The sequence below is a fragment of the Massilia sp. P2_C2 genome (genome assembly GCF_056404615.1).
Genome location: NZ_JBFUDR010000057.1, coordinates 1 through 20,860 on the forward strand (window position 1 = coordinate 1; position 20,860 = coordinate 20,860).

The 20,860-nt window shown below is 60.4% G+C and carries 22 protein-coding genes and 1 pseudogene; 11 read left to right on the plus strand and 12 right to left on the minus strand.

Going from position 1 to position 20,860, the window contains the following annotated elements; translation table 11 throughout:
• Window positions 1–236: pseudogene (locus AC1DYX_RS09505) on the minus strand (very short patch repair endonuclease); the annotation flags it as partial.
• A 253-nt stretch (window positions 237–489) separates the two neighbouring features.
• On the opposite strand from AC1DYX_RS09505, the gene AC1DYX_RS09510 reads away from it, so the two are divergent.
• Window positions 490–1,686, plus strand: a complete 1,197-nt coding sequence (locus AC1DYX_RS09510; protein WP_477258572.1) for a DNA cytosine methyltransferase — start codon at window positions 490–492, stop codon at window positions 1,684–1,686.
• Here the strand turns inward: AC1DYX_RS09510 and AC1DYX_RS09515 are convergent.
• A complete protein-coding gene (locus AC1DYX_RS09515; RefSeq protein ID WP_477258573.1) occupies window positions 1,683–2,432 on the minus strand; it encodes an Eco29kI family restriction endonuclease in 750 nt (249 codons plus the stop codon). The genes AC1DYX_RS09510 and AC1DYX_RS09515 overlap by 4 nt on opposite strands.
• Window positions 2,433–2,574: 142 nt before the next feature.
• On the opposite strand from AC1DYX_RS09515, the gene AC1DYX_RS09520 reads away from it, so the two are divergent.
• From AC1DYX_RS09520 to AC1DYX_RS09530, 3 genes are read left to right on the plus strand one after another with little or no spacing between them, the layout of a single operon-like run.
• Entirely contained in the window at window positions 2,575–3,159 is a 585-nt protein-coding gene (locus AC1DYX_RS09520) for a PAAR domain-containing protein (protein WP_477258574.1), read from the plus strand.
• Between the two features lies 1 nt (window position 3,160).
• Window positions 3,161–3,736, plus strand: coding sequence for a transglycosylase SLT domain-containing protein (locus AC1DYX_RS09525; RefSeq protein WP_477258575.1), 576 nt, complete (start codon window positions 3,161–3,163; stop codon window positions 3,734–3,736).
• The gene (locus AC1DYX_RS09530) at window positions 3,733–4,323 is read left to right on the plus strand and encodes a hypothetical protein (RefSeq protein WP_477258576.1); all 591 of its coding nucleotides are present in this window, start codon (window positions 3,733–3,735) and stop codon (window positions 4,321–4,323) included. The genes AC1DYX_RS09525 and AC1DYX_RS09530 overlap by 4 nt, the downstream gene beginning before the upstream one ends.
• Here AC1DYX_RS09530 and AC1DYX_RS09535 read toward each other — a convergent pair.
• The 5 genes from AC1DYX_RS09535 to AC1DYX_RS09555 all read right to left on the minus strand — a co-directional run bounded on the left by AC1DYX_RS09535 (window position 4,295) and on the right by AC1DYX_RS09555 (window position 7,959).
• Complete coding sequence (locus AC1DYX_RS09535) at window positions 4,295–4,432, minus strand: hypothetical protein (protein WP_477258577.1); 138 nt, start codon at window positions 4,430–4,432, stop codon at window positions 4,295–4,297. The two genes, AC1DYX_RS09530 and AC1DYX_RS09535, sit on opposite strands and share 29 nt — an antisense overlap.
• A 235-nt stretch (window positions 4,433–4,667) precedes the next feature.
• The gene (locus AC1DYX_RS09540) at window positions 4,668–5,315 is read right to left on the minus strand and encodes a DUF4291 domain-containing protein (protein ID WP_477258578.1); all 648 of its coding nucleotides are present in this window, start codon (window positions 5,313–5,315) and stop codon (window positions 4,668–4,670) included.
• A 23-nt stretch (window positions 5,316–5,338) separates the two neighbouring features.
• Entirely contained in the window at window positions 5,339–6,256 is a 918-nt protein-coding gene (locus AC1DYX_RS09545; protein WP_477258579.1) for a diacylglycerol kinase catalytic domain-containing protein, read from the minus strand.
• A gap of 16 nt (window positions 6,257–6,272) precedes the next feature.
• On the minus strand, window positions 6,273–7,292 hold the full coding sequence (locus tag AC1DYX_RS09550) for an SPFH domain-containing protein (protein ID WP_477258580.1): 1,020 nt from the start codon (window positions 7,290–7,292) through the stop codon (window positions 6,273–6,275).
• A 1-nt stretch (window position 7,293) separates the two neighbouring features.
• The gene (locus tag AC1DYX_RS09555) at window positions 7,294–7,959 is read right to left on the minus strand and encodes an NUDIX hydrolase (RefSeq protein ID WP_477258581.1); all 666 of its coding nucleotides are present in this window, start codon (window positions 7,957–7,959) and stop codon (window positions 7,294–7,296) included.
• 380 nt (window positions 7,960–8,339) lie between these two features.
• Here AC1DYX_RS09555 and AC1DYX_RS09560 point away from each other — a divergent pair, with 380 nt between their 5' ends.
• From AC1DYX_RS09560 to AC1DYX_RS09570, 3 genes are read left to right on the plus strand one after another with little or no spacing between them, the layout of a single operon-like run.
• Window positions 8,340–8,924: a PAAR domain-containing protein gene (locus AC1DYX_RS09560; protein WP_477258582.1), complete on the plus strand. Its 585-nt coding sequence runs from the start codon at window positions 8,340–8,342 to the stop codon at window positions 8,922–8,924.
• 1 nt (window position 8,925) lies between these two features.
• Window positions 8,926–9,501, plus strand: a complete 576-nt coding sequence (locus AC1DYX_RS09565) for a transglycosylase SLT domain-containing protein (RefSeq protein ID WP_477258583.1) — start codon at window positions 8,926–8,928, stop codon at window positions 9,499–9,501.
• Window positions 9,498–10,055: a hypothetical protein gene (locus AC1DYX_RS09570; protein ID WP_477258584.1), complete on the plus strand. Its 558-nt coding sequence runs from the start codon at window positions 9,498–9,500 to the stop codon at window positions 10,053–10,055. Before AC1DYX_RS09565 ends, AC1DYX_RS09570 begins: the two co-directional genes overlap by 4 nt.
• 122 nt (window positions 10,056–10,177) lie before the next feature.
• On the opposite strand, the gene AC1DYX_RS09575 is transcribed toward AC1DYX_RS09570, so the two are convergent.
• The 4 genes from AC1DYX_RS09575 to AC1DYX_RS09590 all read right to left on the minus strand — a co-directional run bounded on the left by AC1DYX_RS09575 (window position 10,178) and on the right by AC1DYX_RS09590 (window position 12,543).
• Complete coding sequence (locus tag AC1DYX_RS09575; protein WP_208296415.1) at window positions 10,178–10,285, minus strand: SEC-C metal-binding domain-containing protein; 108 nt, start codon at window positions 10,283–10,285, stop codon at window positions 10,178–10,180.
• A gap of 139 nt (window positions 10,286–10,424) precedes the next feature.
• The gene (locus tag AC1DYX_RS09580) at window positions 10,425–11,168 is read right to left on the minus strand and encodes a hypothetical protein (protein WP_477258585.1); all 744 of its coding nucleotides are present in this window, start codon (window positions 11,166–11,168) and stop codon (window positions 10,425–10,427) included.
• Window positions 11,161–11,331: a hypothetical protein gene (locus tag AC1DYX_RS09585; RefSeq protein WP_477258586.1), complete on the minus strand. Its 171-nt coding sequence runs from the start codon at window positions 11,329–11,331 to the stop codon at window positions 11,161–11,163. The genes AC1DYX_RS09580 and AC1DYX_RS09585 overlap by 8 nt, the downstream gene beginning before the upstream one ends.
• 3 nt (window positions 11,332–11,334) lie before the next feature.
• The gene (locus AC1DYX_RS09590; protein WP_477258587.1) at window positions 11,335–12,543 is read right to left on the minus strand and encodes an RtcB family protein; all 1,209 of its coding nucleotides are present in this window, start codon (window positions 12,541–12,543) and stop codon (window positions 11,335–11,337) included.
• A gap of 500 nt (window positions 12,544–13,043) precedes the next feature.
• On the opposite strand from AC1DYX_RS09590, the gene AC1DYX_RS09595 reads away from it, so the two are divergent.
• Genes AC1DYX_RS09595 through AC1DYX_RS09610 form a run of 4 tightly spaced genes read left to right on the plus strand, consistent with a single transcriptional unit; the run spans window position 13,044 to window position 19,701 of the window.
• On the plus strand, window positions 13,044–14,513 hold the full coding sequence (locus AC1DYX_RS09595; RefSeq protein WP_477258588.1) for a DUF3375 domain-containing protein: 1,470 nt from the start codon (window positions 13,044–13,046) through the stop codon (window positions 14,511–14,513).
• Window positions 14,494–15,192, plus strand: coding sequence for a DUF4194 domain-containing protein (locus AC1DYX_RS09600; RefSeq protein ID WP_477258589.1), 699 nt, complete (start codon window positions 14,494–14,496; stop codon window positions 15,190–15,192). Before AC1DYX_RS09595 ends, AC1DYX_RS09600 begins: the two co-directional genes overlap by 20 nt.
• A complete protein-coding gene (locus AC1DYX_RS09605) occupies window positions 15,189–18,551 on the plus strand; it encodes an ATP-binding protein (RefSeq protein ID WP_477258590.1) in 3,363 nt (1,120 codons plus the stop codon). The genes AC1DYX_RS09600 and AC1DYX_RS09605 overlap by 4 nt, the downstream gene beginning before the upstream one ends.
• The gene (locus tag AC1DYX_RS09610; protein ID WP_477258591.1) at window positions 18,535–19,701 is read left to right on the plus strand and encodes a Wadjet anti-phage system protein JetD domain-containing protein; all 1,167 of its coding nucleotides are present in this window, start codon (window positions 18,535–18,537) and stop codon (window positions 19,699–19,701) included. Before AC1DYX_RS09605 ends, AC1DYX_RS09610 begins: the two co-directional genes overlap by 17 nt.
• Here AC1DYX_RS09610 and AC1DYX_RS09615 read toward each other — a convergent pair.
• Window positions 19,690–20,775, minus strand: coding sequence for an acyltransferase family protein (locus AC1DYX_RS09615; RefSeq protein ID WP_477258592.1), 1,086 nt, complete (start codon window positions 20,773–20,775; stop codon window positions 19,690–19,692). The genes AC1DYX_RS09610 and AC1DYX_RS09615 overlap by 12 nt on opposite strands.
• Window positions 20,776–20,860: the final 85 nt, after the last annotated feature.

Here is a 20,860-nt window from a genome sequence, read left to right on the forward strand (position 1 = left end):
ACTCGGGCGTTTTGACATCCACGGTGTGAGTGCCAGAAGCAACCATGAACAAAAATTACCTTTTTTCGCCCAAGAAATACTAAATCCGGGCGCCCCGGAAGTTTGGACACATGTAATCGGTATCGGAATCCGGCGTTATGGATCAGGCGTCGCACGAACAGCTCAGGGCGCGTGTCCTTGTTCCGGACCCGCGACATGATTTCGCTACGCCTGGCGACACTGACGGTGTCAACCATCTCCCCTCCCCTGTGAGGCTCGCTATCACAAGAAGCTTCCGTTAATATTGTTACAGCTCAACGGATACTAGTCTTCTAGTTGGGGGAAGACGACGATTTTTAAAGGTTTGCTGGCGCACTTCCAACTTGGACTGCTGTACAAATGTACAGTAAAATGTCAACAGCCTACATTTTAAGCAGAGCCGGCATTTTATCTTTCTGTTAAGTGTCGACTGGCTCCGACCGCTTTCAATTGCCATTTTCGCAACAAACTATGACGATTAACTCGATTGAACTATTTGCTGGCGCCGGAGGACTGGCTCTCGGGTTTTCCGGTCACGATGTGATTCACAAAGCGGTGGTGGAGTGGAACACGCACGCCTGCAACACTATTCGTTTAAACAAAAAAGAAAATGTAGATCCCGTGGCCCATTGGCCGGATGTCACGGAAGGAGACGTACGGCGGTTCGATTATGCGGATTTCAAAGATATTGATCTGATCACCGGAGGGCCACCTTGCCAGCCGTTTTCTCTCGGGGGAAAACACGGGGGGTTTCTGGATGTTCGTGACATGTTTCCCCAAGCGATCAGAGCCGTACGCGAGACCAGCCCACGCGCTTTCGTATTTGAAAATGTCCAAGGCTTGACCCGAACAGCCTTCAAGGATTATTTCGACTATATTCTTCTGCAGCTGGAGTTCCCCTCATTCGAGGCGGATGCCACAGAAGAATGGTCGACGCACCTCGACAGGCTTCGTCAGCACAAATCATCGGGAGCATTACGCGAATATCGAGTCAAGTGGAAATTGGTGAACGCGGCCAACTATGGCGTCCCGCAAAAACGCATGCGGGTTTTTATTGTCGGGTTCCGCGCCGACCTTGGAATCGATTTTGAATTCCCGGAAGAAACCCATAGCCAACATTCTTTACTGTTAACGCAATGGGAGTCTGGTGATTATTGGCAGCGGCACCAAGTGGCCAAACGCGATCAACCAGTGCGACCGGCTGGGATTGAGCGCGTTCTCGACGCGATAAAAAAAAGGCAGACCGCGAATCAACTTACGCCATGGATGACGGTGCGCGATGCGATTTCCGATCTTCCAGATCCGGAAACCGATCCGCAAGCATCGCTGATTCAAGCACACAAATTCCAACCCGGCGCTCGTATTTACCCCGGACACACGGGCAGTCCTCTGGACGAACCTGCCAAAGCATTGAAAGCCGGCGACCATGGCGTGCCCGGCGGGGAAAACATGTTGCGCCGGCCTAACGGCACCGTGCGATATTTCACCGTCCGCGAATCCRCACGCATCCAAACATTCCCGGACAATTTCATTTTCCAAGGCTCGTGGACTGAAGTCATGCGTCAATTAGGTAATGCGGTACCAGTCCGACTGGCTTCTGTCATGGCTGAACGCGTCTGCGACTACTTGAAGGCCGCCGAGCAACAAACGCTTGATCTTGCCGCTTAACCCAATATGGGATCGATTTCGATTCCATATGGATAGCGTTTGTTCGTCTTGTAGAGCACCATGCCATAACTGATGATCGCACCCCGCCAGCCATCGCCGAGATGCGTGACGATTGCTTGAAGCAAGTCATTTGCCACATGATTGACGGACTGTAAGTGAATCGTGCTCAGCTGAACACTCGCGGGAACGTCGTATCGGAAAACGTATGGCAATTGAAACTTCATCCTGGCAAGAAGGTGTCCAAGTTGAATGCTTCCCTCAAGGTCCAATTCAATTTCAACGGGATAGTCCTCGATAATGGGATGCTGTTGATCGAACTTGCCAGGCTTCGTGGTGTCCCGCTCTTTCCCGGGGTCCTTCGGCCCAAACCCTGCGCCGTTCCACATGTCTGAATACTGCGTCTTGAATAAACCAATCAAGATATCTTCATTGGCAGCGGTGCTCATGCTTTGATCGAGTAGCAAAACCTTGTAAGTAAGCTTTTCGAGATCAATGTGACGACGACCACGTAGTTTAGTAAGATGCTGCGTCAGGCGATCTTTGACGTTATTTGCTTTACCGATATAACGGGGCTGCCCGTCATAAATCAGCAGATAAACCCCTTGGGCGGAACGGACTTCGGCCTGAAAGTCCTGTAATCGGCGGATCGCCGCATCATCCAAAGGCGAAGCTGCTAACGACTCCAGTTTTTCCTTCAACTGTTCAGAGACGGTGCGGAGGAAGTCGAAAACGTATAGAGCCTGCAAATTTGCACCTGTTGAATTGGGAAACGAACGTATCCTACCTCACTTCATTGCGCTAAGCCAATAACTACAGTTGCCCTCCAGCTAAATTGCTTTTCTGATCTGCCTACCGCCAAGGCAGCCCGATACTATAGCCGGAGGGAGTGTGAAGCGACATACGATCACTGAAGGAGCTACGACAACGGCGGGCGGTAAGGTGACGGCCGCGAGCAGCCACGGGTCGATTAATGGCGCTCGAATCGCGCTTGAGAATGATCCAGTTTACTGCCCCGCCTGTAAAAGCACAGGCCACATCGTTTGTGCCGGTGCTCGTCTCAACGAGCGCTGGAATGGAATTCAAGTGGCACTTGAAAACGACCTGTGCGTGTGCCAGTGTTATCCRCACCCGCGCCTCGTGCCAAGCCAAACCGTGCGATACCAGGTTGTCTCCGGCAACGCCGGTAGCCCAAATATTGTTGGGTCGGGCAAAATAACGCCAGAAATGAGCGCTGAAACGGCGGGTATTGAGCAGCAGGGCCCATACGATCAGCACTTTCACGTCAAAGACGAGGCGGGTCAACCTCTAGTAGATTTTCCGTATGTGATCGAACTCAGCAACGGACACCGTATCAAGGGCAGGACGGATCAGGAAGGGAAGACCGTCCGAGTCGCGGCATCAGGGGCCGAGCATGCCACGCTCATCGTCTATGCGCGGGAAATACCCCCTCTGAACCCGACCTGGGATCGATAATATGGCGACTAACAAGGTCATCAAGACGCACTCAGCACAACTGACGTCGGTGTCTGACAAGAAGGCGGTTGATGTGGTGGTCGAGGACTTGGCCCGACTGCGCGAGATACGAGCCTTGGTCGAGGCAAACAATCAGTCCAGCTTGCCCACAGACCTGATCATATGCCAGATTTATATGGAGTCGCGTTTTGACAAGAATGCGCGCAGCGACGGAAGCAGTGCTCGAGGACTGATGCAACTATTGAAAGCGCCCATTCGGGAACTTTACCGGCTCGAAAACCTCAAGAAGCCTTGGCGCCAGCGGCGACGTGAAGCTGACCTCTATCGTGAGGCGGACGAGTTCCACGATAGCGACCGGATTCTGGAGGAAGCCACGAATATACGCGTCGGTACAGCCTATATGCAGGCACTCATCGAGAAGCGTACTGCAGATCATTCAACCGATCCCGTAGGCGAAGCCTACAAGGATTACCGCGGCGTCAGAAACGGAATCTACTACAGCAAAATCAAGGCCGCCGCTGAAAAGCTGGCAGCGAACCCCGAGTCCATGCAGGTACTACGAGATATGGTGAAATGAAACGCTTGATCCTATTGCTGTGCTGTCTATTCGCTCATGCAGCTTCCGCTTCGGCCGAATTGGTGAAAACCTGTGATGTCGGTAGCAAATCGAGTAGTCGAGTCGATGCAGTTCGTAATTCAAAAATTGCCGATACCTACATTTATTACTTGCGACGAAACGGCTCGACGCGTCCATTTTTTGGCGGCAAGGACAGTTCAAGAGGATCCTCCGTCCAAATTGCCTGCGTCGGCTCGCATGCGCGAGCACTCGTGGTCACTGGTGAGTTCACTGCGAACTTTCTTCAAGGGTTCGTGCTCAGTCGTAATCCAGTCAACGGGGTGGTCGAGCGTCTGGATTTTGCTGAGAAAAACCGGCCGGCCTGGTTGTATTTATCCCCATCCGAGACGGATATCGTCATCCCCACGCACGGCTATGGAGACACGAACAAGAAATTCATCGTATATCGCCACTTCTTCGGTTCGAGCGCAGAGCCCCAGGTCGTTCCAATGGACGAGTTGCCGGCCAGCGCGGGTGCCGAGGTCATCGAACTAGGCGGAGGCTGGCCGCGTGACCGCTTCATTCGCCCCCCGGGAACTCGCCGATGACCTCGATCACCCCGACGATGTTGTCATTGAGTTCCTCGAGATCTTCCGCGGGAATCCACCATTCCGTGTGACTTTCGCCGCCGACTTTCTGGATCGCGTAGCGGTCCATGAAGGACTTGCGCACCGCGAAGCGTGTGACGTAGCGACGCCGCTATCGTTGACGTTCCACTCGATGGCGATCTGCTTCGCATAGGCTTCGTTCGTCACCGGATAGAAAATCGGTTGTTCGGGCAAGCGAGGCGGCCAGCGTTTAAAACCGCTCTGTTTTACCAGTTCGAGTTCCTGTGGGCCAGTCGGCCGGTACAGCGTGATGGTATTGTTTTCCATCATGGGTCCTTGGTTGATCAACATATTGAGGCGGGCGGCCAGGAACTGATGCCGAGATTTCGTGCCGCCGCATTGCCGGGAGCATAGACGCGTTCGCGCGGCGTGATGAGCGCCAGGCAGTCGCCCGCGACGTTGCCATGTTGCTCGCGTACGAACCCGGTGATGTCCTCGATCCCGGTGATTGCAGTCGTGCCATATTCGGCCAGGGTCTCTCCACGCAGCCCCAATTGCACGGCGCGCCTCGCGACCCGTTGCCCGAGCGGGTCATGGTCCGGGTCCCATTGCAACCGCACGTCCGAGGTTTCAATGGCCCGCTTCCATTCGGCCTCGTCGCCGTATCCGGAAGCGGCAAAGCTCGACGCCACCGCACTTTCCAGGACGCGTTCGAAGAATGTGCGCCGAATCGAAACCGCGAGAATACGCTCCTGCCCTTCCTTGCTTGCCCAGCCGGCGCGAAACATCATCCAGAGAAAGTTCGGCTTGATCCAGCTCATCCGATTAAAGCTGAAGTCACCGCCGAAACGTTGATGCCTGACTGCATATTCCGCGATCGAGGGCCGGTACGCCTGATAGACGACGATGTTTTCGTCGTCATAGTGAGCGAGGAGATGACGGCCATCTTGCGGCCATTGCCTGATCTGGTCAGTGTAGTGTTCAAATTTCATATTCTTGTTCTTTGTCGTTGTTATCAAATGACGAGATACCCCCGCTTCTCCGCAATGCCCACGTCGACCGTAATGCCCGCATTGAATTCGAGGTAATCGGCCTCGATTCCATCGCTGAAGATGACACSGTTCTCGGCCATGGCTGACACGAGGGTCAGGTTCACGCGGGCACCGATCGTGCCCGCCACGAGGGACGCTGCCGACGCCTTGCTGGGAAACGGTTCGCGCACCGTGAAGTGCAGGTAATCGGCATCCCAGGGGGTCGTCTGCTCGTGCGTCTGCCATGCATCGCCACCGGCCGCGATCGCGGCGGCGCCGGCTTGCAGGCTTTTCAGCCAACCGGTCGATCCAAGTCCCGTCGAAACGATGATGCCGCTCGACGATTGCCGCTCTTCCCTGTCACCCAGGCGGATCGTGTAGCGCGCCGACGTGTGCGACTTCGGACCGATGAAGATGTCGTTCACGCCGTACAGTTCCTGTCCATTGTTGAGCCGGGCCCTGGCCATCGTCACCTCCTGCATCGTGCGCCGCCGCGCCAGGGCCTCGGGCACAAGCTTCTCCAAGTCCTGCACGCGGAATGGCAGCAACACACCGTCCCAGCGTGCCGGATCGGGGTTCACGCCGACCAGCGAGTGGCCATCGAGATACTTCATCGTGTTCGCCACCAGCCCATCCTGACCAAGAGCGACGACCAGGTCGTCCGGTCCGAACAGGAAGTTCGGCAAGAAGCCGCGCTCGACCAATTGGACACGGCCGAAGCGCCGCAGCGCGCTTTCGGCATCGCGCACGCACGCCTGGTAGGTGTCGTGCTCACGTACATAGTCCGAGAAATCGGCGCCGAGATGCTCGATGTAGAACTTCGCCTGGTTCACCGTGTTGTAGCGTGCGACCAGTTCTTCCAGGCGTGTCTTGCGTGTCACGAGCACGATCTTGTTTTCCATGCGCCGGTCCATGATGTCACCCCGCCGGCGACGCAATGATCTCCCGCAGCAGGTCGGGCGTCACGTTGAGCTGGCCGATCTTGCCCGCTTTCTCCGCCAGTTCCTGGAACGCCAGCGCGATCATGTGCCCCGGTTGCATGCCCGACACAGCGAGCGCCTGCACGGTCTTCGGATCGACACCGGCATAGGCCTGCAGCAAAGCCGAGACGGCATGCGCCTTGACATCGGCCTCACGCTTGACGTTATCCATCGACAGCGCGACAAGGTCGGTGTTTTTGGCTTCGAGTGCAATCTTCGCTTCCATGTCGGACTGGCGAAGCTCATGCTGCTTCTGCTGGATGCTGCGCTCGGCCTCCATTTGCGTTTCGCGGATCTGGCGCTTCTTGGATTCCACTGCGATCTCGGTGTTCAACTCGTTTTCCTTGATGCGCCGCTCCTGTTCGACAGCCGCATTGCGCCGCGCATACACTGCCTCGTCGGCCTCGCGCAGGATCTGCTCGCGCGCCTGCGCCTCGAGTGCGCGTGCCGTCTCGGGCGTCGGCTTGATGGCGAGGAACGACAGCCCAAGGATCTCGACACCCAGCGTCTGTAACTCGGCATTGCCCTTGACGGCCTCGCTGACGAGCGTGGCGAGCCTGTCGGTGGCCTTGAGCGCATCGCGCAGCGGCAGATTCTGGACTCCCTTGCGCGTGACGACCTTCACCACGTTGATGACACGCTGCGGCAGCTTTTGCGGATCTTCCGCAATGTACTTCTGCGTCACCGGGTTGATCGAGAAATCCAGCAGTTCGCTGATCCGCTTCGGATCGGCGATCCTGTAAGTGACCTGTCCCTGGATCGTGATCGCCTGAAAATCCGCCGACGTCTCTTCGAAGATGAACGGCACATCCTCGCTGCTGGTCGGCACCGCCACCATCGCCGTCGTCGGCGCATAGTAGAAGAATGCGAGCCCGACGCCTTCGCGCTTGACGACGCCATGCTTGAACTGCATGACATAAGTCGTCGGCTGGAACTTGATAAATTTGATGTTGAACATATTACAACCCCCTTTCGATCAGTGTCAGCCGGTCACGCAGTTCCGGCCTCAGGCGATACAGCTGGGCCGGACGGTGCGCGCCGCCAGCGGCAAATGCGCCCTCGACGGGCTCGAGCATGTCCATTTCAGTCATCTTGCGGCGGAAGCTCACCTTGTTGAGCGTCTCGCCCATCAGCGCCTCGTACACGCGCTGCAGTTGCGGCAAGGTGAACGTTTCGCCAGCCAGGTAACAAGGCAGCGATGAATACTGGCTCTTGCTGCGCAGGCGTGCCACGGCCGTGTCGACGATGAGGCGGTGGTCGAATGGCAGGCTGAGCGGCTTATCGACGCTGACGAGTTTTACGTCCGGATGACCCGCGTTGACGATGACGTCGAACGGTACCAGCGCGTAGTACACGACCGATACCGACCACCCACGCGGGTCGCGCGCCGGACCGGAGAACGTCGCCAGCTGCTCCAGGTAAGGCGGTTCGATTGCGGTCTTGTCGCGCAACACGCGCATGGCGGCGTCCTGGGTGTCGGCATCTTCCTGCTGTCGAATGAACCCGCCCGGTAAAGCCGTCACCCCCTTGAAGGGCTCGCGGTCACGCCGGAGCAGGGCGACTTTCAGGGTGTCGTCCTGCAGCGTCAGCAGCACCACGTCGACGGTACAGATGATTTGTTGCATGCCTCCTCCGGCAATAGAGAACTTAGTATCCAACTTAACCTAACAATGACTGAAACCTGGCTGCATCACGCACTGCCATGGAACCAATATAACACAGTTAGTTTCATTTTTAAACTAAGTAACTCACTGCGCCGCAAAGAAGCGATGTCGCCAGTCACCGGGATCACCGCCGCCGACCTACGCTCCGGCAAGCAGGATCTTCCAAAAATCGCGTAAACGGGATTAGATAACCCAAGTCAACTCTTTCGTCTGGCCGACGGCTAAGTCTGCGCTCCAGCAGCGACCGTGCGCTAAGTCAATATCTACCGTTGCCCTCCTGCTAGATTGGTCTGCTGGCCTGCCTACCGCCAAGGCAGCCCTATACTCTAGACCGGGGGGGTGTGAAGCGACATACGATCACTGAAGGAGCCACGACAACGGCTGGCGGCAAGGTGACTGGCGCGAGCAGCCATGGGTCGATTAATGGCGCTCGGATCGCGCTTGAGAATGACCCCGTTTACTGCCCCGCGTGTAAAAGCACCGGCCACATCATTTGTGCCGGTGCCCGTCTCAATGAGCGCTGGAATGGCATTCAAGTGGCACTTGAAAACGACCTGTGCGTGTGCAAGTGCTATCCGCACCCGCGCCTCGTGCCGAGCCAAACCGTGCGATATCAGGTAGCCTCCGACGATGCCGGTAGCCCAAATATTGTTGGACCGGGCAAAACAACGCCAGAAAGAAGCACCGAAGCAGCGGCTACTGAACAGCAGGGGTCCTACGATCAGCACTTTCACGTCAAGGACGAGGCGGGTCAACCTCTCGCAGATTTTCCATATGTGGTCGAACTCAGCAACGGACGCCGTATCGAGGGCAGGACGGACCAGGAAGGGAAGACCGCCAGAGTCGCGGCATCAGGCGCCGAGCGTGCCACCCTCATCGTCTATGCACGGGAAACAACCCCTCTGAACCCGACCTGGGATCGATGATATGGCGAGTAAAAAGGTCATCAAGACGCACTCCGCACAACTGACGCCGGTGTCTGACAAGAAGGCGGTTAATGTAGAGGTCGAGGACTTGGCCCGGCTGCGCGAGATACGAACGCTGGTCGAGGCAAACAACCGGTCCAGCTTGCCCACAGAACTGATCATATGCCAGGTTTATATGGAGTCGCGTTTTGACAAGAACGCGCGTAGCGACGGAAGCAGTGCTCGGGGACTGATGCAACTATTGAGGGCGCCCATTCGGGAACTTTACCGACTTGAAAACCTCAAGAAACCCTGGCGCCAGCGGAGACGTGAAGCTGACCTGTACCGTGAAGCGGACGAGTTCCACGATAGCGACCAGATCTTGGACGAAGCCACGAACATACGCGTCGGTACGGCCTACATGCAGGCACTCATCGAAAAACGTACTACTGATCATTCAGCCGATCCTGTCGGCGAAGCCTACAAAGATTACCGCGGCGTTAGAAACGGCATCTACTACAGCAAAATCAAGGCTGCCGCTGAAAAGCTGACAACGAACCCTGAGTCCATGCAGGTACTACGAGATATGGTGAAATGAAGAGCTCGATCCTATTGCTGTGCTGTCTATTCGCTCATGCAGTTTCCGCTGCAGCCGAAGTGGTGAAAACCTGTGATGTCGGTAGCAAAGCGGGTACTCGAGTCGATGCAGTTCGTGATTCAAAAATTGCCGACACCTACGTTTATTATTTGCGACAGAACGGCTCGACACATCCGTTCTTTGAGGACAAGGACAGTTCAAGAGGATCGTCCGTCCAAATCGACTGCGTCGGCTCGCATGCGCGAGCACTTGTGGTCACTGGTGAGTTCACTGCGAACTTTCTGCAAGGCTTCGTGCTCAGTCGCAATCCAGCCAGCGGGGTGATCGAGCGGCTGGATTTTGCCGAGAAAAACCGTCCGGCCTGGTTGTATTTATCCCCATCCGAGACGGATATCGTCATACCTAACCACGGCTATGGGGAAACGAGCAAGAAATTCATCGTATATCGCCACTTTGTCGGTTCAGGCGTAGAGCCCCAGATCGTTCCAGTAGACGAGTTACCGGCTCGGGCAGGCGCCGAGGTTATCGAGCTGGGTGGGCGGCACGAACACTAATTTCCCGCTTCGCCACAAGATGTCGATCACTCATCCCAGGCACAGCGTGGAAACGGCCAACCGGACAAGGTTGGCCGTTTTTTATGGCCGTCTAACGGAAATACTCGTTCCTGTTGGCGCCATCAAAAGCTACCCGACTTCATGCAGCACCGGTTGAAATGCCTGCCGGATCCGCACGGGCATGGATCGTTGCGCCCGAGCTTTTCGACGAGCTCCTTATCGCCGTGCACGAACCGGATACCGCGTCTGACCTGCGTTTCGGATGGGAACCCTTTTCTACGCTTGCTGGTGACCTGGAAAGCATGGTTGGTCGATGTGTTTGGTTTTCATGATTGTTCTCCTTATGAGTTACTGCTGTGATAGGCCGGATTACGAGCCCAGCCCGTATTTCTTCAATTCCTGTGCGCCGAGCTGCCGCTTCGATACGGCGTAGTTCGTATCGCCATGCCGGCGCGAGACCCACTCCTTGCGGACCGCATCCCAGCAAGAGTCGTAGACGATGTCATTCGCTTGCAAACGGGGAGCCGGCAGCGGGCCGAGCGTCACTTCGTACCAGATACCGTCGATGCGGCGAAGCTGACGGCGTTCGTCGATGTCCCGGCGGTCGACATAGGCCCGTGCCTGCTGCATCTCGCGCTTGTGCCGCTTGCGCTGGTTCCACGAAAGAAAACGGCGATTGCGCAGAAGGATGCCGGTGCGCGGATGGACGAACAGCTCGATATTCGCGTCCTCGAGCAGTGTGTCCTTGCGAGGCCAGCGCCTGCGGATGACCACTTGGCCACCGTCAGCCGTATCCACCCAGCGCGTATCAATTGCGACGAAGTCTTCGATATGCTGAAGAATGTGATGCTTGACCGTGCTGCGCGCATCGATCGTCGCGCGGATATCACTGTAGACCTTGTCCCACGGACGGTTCACCTGCTTTTCCAGGTAGCGCTTCAGTGGCGCGAGATTTTCGTTCAGCGATTTCGGCCATTGGGTATAGCCGCGCTTCATGCCGAGCCGGCTTGGCGCATCCTCGTCGTTGCGGAACTTGCGACCATCGCGGCTATAGCCATTGCTGTTGACGAGTCGCGGTCGCTCCACGATCACTTTGAACATGTCTTCACGCATGATCTTTTCCTTCCCTATTCTGTCCAATGACCAATGAGCGCAGCGTCTGCTTCTCCACACGACGCTGCTTACGCTCGGCCCGATACGCCCCATGCGCGCCTGCATTGCGCTGCCTCGCAGCCACCGCATGCGGATTACGCGGCTTCATCGTTTTGATCTTCATGTCTCACCCCTTGATGCAAACGACCTGGCGCAGCGTGTGCACCACGTCGACCAGATCCGATTGATGCGCCATGACCTTGTCGATGTCCTTGTACGCGGCCGGAATCTCATCGACCACGCCACCATCCTTGCGGCACTCGATCCCTTCCGTCTGTGCCGCCAGGTCGAAGCGGTTGAACTTGCGCTTGGCCTCGCTGCGGCTCATGTGGCGGCCCGCGCCATGCGAACATGACCAGAAGGAATCCGGGTTTCCCTTGCCGCGCACAATGTAACTCTTCGCCCCCATGCTGCCCGGGATGATGCCGAGCTCGCCTTCGCGCGCCGAGATCGCGCCCTTGCGCGTGACGTATAAACGTTCGCCGCCATGCGTTTCGCGCTCAACATAGTTGTGGTGGCAATTGATCGCTTCGCCATCCAGCTTGAACGGCAGGACATGCCGGGCCAGCACGTCAATGATGAGGCGCATCATCTCGCGGCGGTTGATGAGTGCGTAATCCTGCGCCCACTCCACCGCTTCGATGTAATCGTCGAACAGCGTCGATCCTTCGCTGAAATAGGACAGATCCTTGTCCGGCAAATGGATCTGGTGGCGTTGCATGTCCTTGCGCGCCGCCGCGATGAAGTAGCGGCCGATGACGTTGCCGATGCCGCGCGACCCCGAATGCAGCATGATCCAGACGCGCTGCTCTTCGTCGAGACAGATCTCGATGAAATGATTGCCGCCGCCGAGCGTGCCGAGCTGGCAGATCCACGTCTGCGTGAACTTGCTCTGCATTTTCATGATCCCGCCGTGCTTGCCGACGATGACGTCCAGCCGGTCGTTGAGCGGCCGTCCGACGCGGGCATGGGCCGAGCCGCGCACCTTGTCCCAGGCGTGCTGCCCGAAACCGACCGGCACTGCGGCCTCGATCGCGCTGCGCAGGCGCGCGAGGTTGTCCGGCAACTGGCTTGCGGTGAGCGTCGTGCGCACGGCATTCATGCCGCAGCCGATGTCGACGCCGACCGCCGCCGGAATGATGGCCGATTGCGTCGGGATCACGCTGCCGACGGTGGCGCCGATGCCGGCATGCACGTCGGGCATGGCGGCGACGTGTGGATGGACGATGGGTAAATTGGCGATGTTCAGCAGTTGCTGCAGCGCCGCGTGGTCGATGTCGTCCGTGTAGATGTGCACCGGGACGCGTCCCTTGTGCAGTGTTTGTACGATGGGCATAACTTGTCCATAAAGGTTCGTTATGCCGGCGTTCCTGCGGCGGAAGAAAACGGTCTTCCGAAAAGCAAAAACCCCGGCGAGTTTCCTCACCGGGGCTCTCAAGAACGGCCGGCTCGGGAAGGCGTGTGCCTGGCCCCGAGCGCTGTGCCCAGGGCTATCTGTGTTGCGAGTTGTGGATAGCCGTACGTGGCATTGCCGTTCCTTTCTTGAAAAATGGGTTGATCGAAGCGATGAGGTGCGATTCTGCGTCAGCTCGATCTTTCTTGTCAAACAGTTCATTCATCGATGTTGTTTTCGGCGCAACGGACCATGTCCGCCGCCTCGGACAAGCCATCCGGCCTCCTGGGCTACAATGACGCGGTTCACCATCGGGGACGTCGAAAAACCTACTACGCGTTGCATATTCAGCCTGCGATGCTCCCTGTACTCTCGTACAGCTGCGCTTCTCGGCTGAATCTGCTGCCGCTCGCTACGGTTTTTCGAGGTCCCCCATCGACACAATGAAAGCCGACAAACCCCTCGCCCTGTACCGCCAGCTGCGCAGCCAGCCCTTGTGGCGCCTGCTGGCGGCCGACACGGGCCCGACCGTGCTGGCGCTGCTGCAGACCCACCTGTATGACACCGAGCGCAGCCTGCCGGCGTCGATCCTGCACGAGCGCATCGAACGCGACCTCGAGCAGTTGCGCAACCGTGGCGAGGAGTGGCCGCAGACGGCGCAACTGTATGTGGCCCGCTGGCTGGCCGAAGGCTACCTCGAACGGCGCTTTCCTCCCGGGTCGAAGGAAGAGGAATACGAGCTCGCCACCTCGACCGTCGATGCGATCCGCTATGTCGCCGGCCTGGTCAGGCCGCACAATGCCGCGACCGAAAGCCGTCTCGGCCTGGTCATCGGGGCATTGAGCAAACTGGCCGACGATACCGATACCGACAAGGGCCGGCGCATCGCGCGCCTGCGCGCCGAACAGGAACGAATCCAGCGCGAAATCGCCGACATCGAACAGGGCACGTTCCAGGTGTTGTCGGAAACCGCGGCACTGGAACGCACGCGCGAGATCATCGCCCTGGCCGACAATCTCGCCGGCGATTTCCGGCGCGTGCGCGACCAGTTCGAGCAGCTGAACCGTGACTTGCGCGAGCGGATCATGGACAACGACGGTAGCCGCGGCGACGTGCTCGACGCGCTGTTCGCCGGCATCGACGTCATTGCGGAGAGCGAAGCCGGACGCACGTTTGCCGCGTTCTGGCGCCTGCTCACGGACCCCGTCCAGTCCGCGTCGCTGGACGATGCGCTCGACCAACTGATGTCGCGCGACTACGTGGCAGCCCTCGATCCCGACGAACGCCGCTTCCTGCTGCGCCTGACGCGGACCCTGCTGGACCAGGGCGGCATGGTGCACGACGTCTTGCAGTCGTTCGCGCGCAGCCTGAAGAATTTCGTGCAGAGCCGCGAATTCATCGAACAGCGCCGGCTGAACCAGTTGCTGCGCAAGGCGCAACGGGCCGCGCTCGCGTTGAAGGACGAGGTCAAGGCGACCGAGGCCCTGCACTACACGCTCCCGCTCACCAGCAGCAAACTGACGTCGCTGTCGCAATGGGTATTGCACGATCCCGCGCTGCAGGCCTTGCCCGACCGGATGGCGGAGGGTGACGCCGCCCCGCTCGACCTGGGGATGATCGGAGAACTCGTCGCGCAATCCGAGATCGATTTCCGTTCCCTGCAAGAACACGTGAGCAGCGTGCTGGACGTGCGCTCGCAGGCGTCGATCGGCGAAGTCTTGCGGGCATTCCCGGCCAGCCAGGGCTTGGGCAGCGTGCTCGGCCTGCTTGCATTGGGCGCGCGGCATGGCATCGTGGCGGAAAGCGGAGAAAATGTCGCCTGGATCGGCGGCGACGGCGTCGCGCGCCAGGCCCGCATTCCGCTCATCTATTTTTTGAAGGAGAAGCTCAACGATGTCCGAGCCGGTACCTGACGATACGACCGCGCCCGCCCACGCCGACGATGCGCAACCGGCGGGCGTATTGTTCGTCAATGACACGGGCGAGCTGCCGCTCGACACGCGGCGCGTGCTGGTGCAGCTGCTGTCCGGGCCGTCGCTGGAGGGGCGGCGCCATCCCCGGCTGTGGCCCGTCCTGCTGCGCGACGAGCAGGTCATCCGGCGCCGCCTGGCCGAGCTGTTTCTCGAACTCGTGCTGGACCGCGACCTGCAGGTCGCCTTCACCAGCCAGGTGGCCGCCGAGGAGCTGGACATTCCCATCCTGCTGCGGCGCGCGCAACTGACCTTCATCGATTCCGTCCTGCTGTTGTTCCTGCGCCAGCGCCTGACCCAGGCCGATTCGCACGGCGAGCGTGCCGTAATTGCACGCGACGAGATGGTGGAAAACCTGACGCCCTACGAGCGTGCCGCCAGCACCGACCGTGCCGGCTTCAGCAAGCGCGTCAACGCGTCGATCGAAAAGCTCAAGAAGCACAATATCCTGCAAAAGCTGCGCGCCAGCGAGGACCGCTTCGAGATCGCGCCGACGCTCAAGCTGCTGTTCTCGGCCGAGGAAATCATCGCGCTGACGGCACTGTACGACCGCATGGCGGCCGGCGAATTGCCCACGCTGGCGCGCCAGCCGGTGGACGACGAGGAGGACGAAGGACCATGAACATGCCGACGCCGGACACCGGCGAACAATTCCGCATGACCCGGCTGCAAGTGTTCAACTGGGGCACGTTCAGCGGCCTGCACGACATCCCGGTCAGCAAGCGCGGCTTCCTGATCGTCGGCCGCTCCGGCGCCGGCAAATCGACCCTGCTCGACGCGCTGTCCGCCCTGTTGGTGCCGCCGCGCTGGGTCGATTTCAATGCCGCCGCCCGTGAAGCCAGCCGTGCCGGCCGCGACCGCAACCTGGTCAGCTATGTGCGCGGCGCCTGGACCGCGCAAACGGATGCCGCGTCCGGCGAATCGGCCGTGCGTTACCTGCGCGCCGGCACCACCTGGTCCGCCCTGGCACTGCAGTATGAAAACGAGGCCGGGCAGCATGTGGCGCTGGTCCAATTGTTCTGGGTGCGCGGCAATGCGAATAGCAACCGCGACGTCAAATCGTATTTCCTCGTCCTCGAGCGCCCGTTCGACCTGCGCGAACTGGAGGATTTCGGCAGCCATAATTTCGACGTGCGCAAGCTGAAACAGGCCTTGCCGGATGCGTTCGCGCGCGACGAGTTCCGGCCGTATTGCGAGCGCTTCTGCCGCCTGCTCGGCATCGAAAGCGAGATGGCGTTGCGCCTGCTGCACAAGACGCAATCGGCCAAGAACGTCGGCGACCTGAACGCCTTCCTGCGCGACTTCATGCTCGACAAGCCGGAAACCTTCGAGGTGGCGGACCGCCTGGTCAGCGAGTTCGGCGAGTTGCATGCCGCGCACCAGGCCGTGGTGACGGCGCGTGAACAGGTACAGGTGCTGGCGCCGGCGCGCAGCCGGCACCAGAACATGGAAACGCTCGCGCTGGAACGCAACGGCTTGCAGGAACTGGTGGCGGGCATGCACAGCTATCGCGAGCGGCTGCGCATGACCTTGCTGGCCGAGCACATCACCGCGCTCGGGATCGAACTGGAAGGTTTGGCCGGCAATGTCCAGCGCCACCAGAACGTGCTCGACAATCGCACCGCCGCGTTGCGCGACCTGGAACGCCAGCGGCGCGAGGCCGGCGGCGAACAGATCGAATCTTTCAATAGCCAGATCGAGACACTGGAAAATCAACGCAAGGAACGCATGCGCAAGCGGTCGCAGGCGGTGGAAGCCTGCAAGGCACTCGGCTGGGATCTTCGGGGGAACCCGCAAGGCTTCGCCGAACTGCTCGGCATGGCGCGCCAGGAAATCGATGACTGGCAAAACGACGACCTCCAGCAGGAAGCCCTGCTGGCATTGGACCGCGAGGCGACCGAGGTCCGGGCGCGACGCGCCGTCGTCGACCACGAACTCGCGTCGCTGCGGCGCCAGCCATCGAACATTCCGGCACCGATGCTGGAATTGCGGCGCCAGATCGCCGAGTCCGTCGGCGTGGCGGAAGCGGCGCTGCCGTTCGTGGGCGAACTGGTCGAAGTGAAACCGGAAGAAAGCACATGGCGCGGCGCCATCGAACGCGTGCTGCACGGCTTCGCGTTGTCCATCCTCGTGCAGGAAGACCAGTACGCCGCCGTATCCGCCTACGTCAACGACACCGACCTCGGGCGCAAGCTGGTCTATTACCGCACGGTGCGCGGCGACCAGCCGGCGCGGCCGTTGCAGCCGCAATCGCTGGTGCTGAAGCTGAACGTCAAGGAAGACAGCTGTTCCGGCTGGCTGCAGAATGAGTTGCGGCAGCGCTTCGACTACGACTGCGTCGATTCGTTGCGCGCGTTCCGGGCCGCGCGCGAGCGCGCGCTCACGCGCGAAGGCCAGATCAAGCACAACCGCTCGCGCCACGAAAAGGACGACCGCACCAGCGTCGACGCCCGCCAGTACTGGATGCTCGGTTTCGACAACCGCGCCAAGCTTGCCCTGTACGAGGAAGAATCCCGGCAATTACGGGAGCACGAGGCCCAGCTCGACGCGCAACTGCGTGCATTGCGCGGGCAGCGCCAGGCGCGCGCCGCCCGTCTTCTGCAATGCCAGACCCTCGTCAACCTGCAATGGCAGGAAATCGACGTGTTGCCGCTTGCCGACCGCATCGCCGCCATCCAGCGCCAGCTCGACGCGCTGCAGACRGGGAACGCGGATTTGCAACGCATCGAAGAACGCCTGCGCCAGCAGGAAGACCTGGTCCGGGAAGCGCGCACCACCCTGAACGACCAGCTCGTGGAACAACGGTCATGCCAGAAGCTGTGCGCGGAACAGGAAGACCTGTTGGCCGCGCTACGCGACGACCCGACGATCGTCGCGCTGACGCCGCACCAGCAAGCGGGCCTGGCGCAGCGCTACGCGGCCTGGAACGGTACGGTGCGGCTGAAGGATGTGGACAATGCCGACCGCGCCGTCGCCAAGGCCTTGCACGACGAGATCCGCGCCATCGATGGCGAACTGGCGCAAGGCGAAAAATATGTGGAAGCCCAGTTCGCCGTCTTCATCAACCGCTGGCGCGCCGATGCGGATGGCCTCGATGCGCGCCTGGCGGCGTCTGCGGATTTCTTCCGCAAGCTCGCCCGGCTCGAATCGGACGGATTGCCGGCATACGAACAACGCTTCTTCGACCTGCTGCAGAACCAGAGCCACCAGAACCTGGCGGCCTTGTCCAGCTACCTGAACGACGCACGCAAGGCGATCCTGGCGCGCATGGAGCTGGTCAACGACAGCCTGCGGCAAGTGCCCTTCAACAGCAGCGAGTACCAGCGCACCTACCTGCACATCCAGCCGAAGGACCGCCAGCTGCCGGAGGTGCAGCAGTTCAAGCAGGACATCACGGCCGCGCTCAGGCATGCGTGGATCGAAGACCGCGAATTCGCCGAAGCCCGCTTCATCGAATTGCGCCGCCTGGTGAATCGGCTGGCCAGCCAGGAGCCGGACGATCGCCGTTGGCGCGAGGCCGTCCTCGACGTACGCCAGCACGTCGAATTCATCGGCCGCGAATTCGACCAGGATGGGCAGGAAGTGCAAGTCCACCAGAGCGGTGCCGGCCTGTCCGGTGGCCAGCGCCAGAAGCTGGCGACGACGGTGCTCGCCGCAGCCCTGCGCTACCAGCTCGGCGGCAACGATACCGGCATCCCGCGTTACGCGCCCGTCGTGCTGGATGAAGCGTTCGACAAGGCGGACAATGAATTCACGGCCTTGGCCATGAACATCTTTGCCAACTTCGGTTTCCAGATGATCGTCGCCACGCCGCTCAAGTCCGTGATGACCCTGGAGCCCTTCATTGGCGGCGCCTGCTTCGTCGATATCCGCGAACGCAAAGCGTCGAGCGTACTGCTGATCGAATACGACGACGAGCGCCAGCGCCTGAAGCTGGCGGAACGCCTGACCGAAGGGGACGCGCTTGAAGCTGCCGGCTGACGTGCGCGCGCTGCTGCGCCGCCGCTTCGACAACCGTCATCGCGACTGGTTCGATGCGCCGGGCGCCGGCGCCGAATGGCCGTCGACGATTCCGCTGGGCGTCCCGACCGAGCAGGCGGCACTGGGTCGCCTGGACGCCGCCCTTGCCTGGACAAGGGCGTGGCAATCGTGGCAGGGGCCCGGCTCGTTGCAGTGGACCGAGCGCCAGTGGCGCACCCTGGGTACGCAGCGCGTGCCCGAACTGCTGCGTCTCGACGGCCCGCGCGACGTGGCCGCCTGGTTGGACGAGCAAGCGCGCTGGGACCGGGCTTGCCTCCGCCAGGCTGAGTTGGTCCGGCGCTGGCCCGGTTTGATGGGCGGTCTGGGCCGGCAATTCAGCGTACTTGCCGATTATCCCGAACCTGATTTCGACCGGCTGACGGCCACGCTGGACTGGCTCGCGCGGCATCCCGACTCAGGCCTGTATCTGCGCCAGCTTCCCATCCCGGGTCTCGACACCAAGTGGGTCGAAGGGCGCACGGCGGTGCTGGCGGAGCTGTTGTGCCGGGTGACGGACCGCACCGATATCCCCGGCGATTTCCCTACCCTGTGCGGCTTGCGCCGCCTACCGCCGCGGGTACGCATGCGCGTGCTCGATCCGGCGTTACGCGCCCGCGTGGGTGGGCTCGGCGATCTCACGGTGCCCATCGACGATCTGGAACGGCTGGACTTCGCGCCCAGGCACGTCGTCATCGTCGAAAACCTGCAGACCGGACTCGCGCTGGACGACCTCCCCTCCACCGTGGCTTTCATGGCATTGGGCTATGGCGTCGACGCGATTGCGCGGCTTCACTGGCTGCGCAACGCCGACTGCCTGTATTGGGGCGATATCGACACGCACGGCTTCTCCATCCTGAGCCGTCTGCGTGCGCAACTGCCCGCCRTCCGCTCGATGCTCATGGACGAGGCGACCTTGCTGGCCCACCGCCCGCTCTGGACCAGCGAAGCGAGCCAGCATGCCGCGCCGGAACTGACGCATCTCGATCCCGGCGAGCAGGCGGTGTATCGCGCGCTCAAGCTGCATGCGCTGGGGCCGTCGGTGCGGCTAGAGCAGGAACGGATCGCGTGGGACGTCGCCTGGCCGGCGCTCATCGATGCCTTAGCGGGATAACGATGCCGCCTTGGCGGCATACACTGCCGCCGGCCGCGCAAGCGCCGCGAACATACGGCTGAGCGGCGCCTCCACCAGGTGAAAGAACACGGCCCCCGCCGCCACGCTGCCGACCCATGCATACAACACGCCAGTGCCCTGCAGCCAGGCGTCGTCCGGCACGAACCGCGTGAACGCCGCATTCACGACCAGGCACACCGGGAAGTGCACGAGGAAGATCGAATACGAGATCTTGCCGAGGTAATTGACTGCGGCCCACCCCGAACTCGCATACGTGCTCAGTCGCGTGCGGCCGAACAGGAACAGCACGCRGGCGACGACGGATGCCACCGCGATGCGGCTCCGGAAATCCAGTTCCAGCGCCAGCATGGTCGGCACGATCATCATCGTCAACAGGCCGAACGTCGCCACGAACGGACGGCGCGGATCGCTCGCCCACCACGCCATGATTCCCAGGCCATAGCTGCCGAAGAAATAAGGTGCCCACACGTCGAATTCGGCGTCGCGGTTGAAGTACAGCAGGGAGATGCTGACGCCCAGTGTCACGACGAGCGGCATCAGCCACCTCGTGGGACGGTCGCCGGCGATGCGCCCGCACAGCCACAGCAGGGAGGTGAACAACGCATACAACTGGAAATCGATGGCGACATACCACGCACCGGCGGACAGCGATTCATAGCCGAGCACGCTTTGCAGCAACAGGACGTGCGCGGCCAGCTGCGACATGTTGGGCGGCGGCGAAATCGAATCGTGGATCATCCACGTGCGCGCGAGCGCGGAGGCGCCGATCGCCAGGAACATGGCCACGATGAACGGCGGCGCCAGCTTGATATAGCGGCGCCAGATCGTGGCGAGCAGATTGTCGATGCCGGGCCGGCCGGCGGGCGACAGGGATTTCGCGACGAGGAAGCCGCTGATGACGAGGAAGGCCTGGACGGCGATGCGGCCGTTGTGGTCGAGCCAGTCGATCATCGACGGCATCAGCGGCCGCGCGGCATCGGCCATCGGGCCGTAGAACGCAAGGTGGTGCAGGACGATCAGTTGCGCCGCGCCAGCCTTCAAGAGGTTAATCAAACCAAATTGTTTTTGGACCGCTGCGTTCGGTCCTGAAACTCCCGTATCTCTCATGTGCAAGCCCAGCCATTCAAGGTTGCCCAGT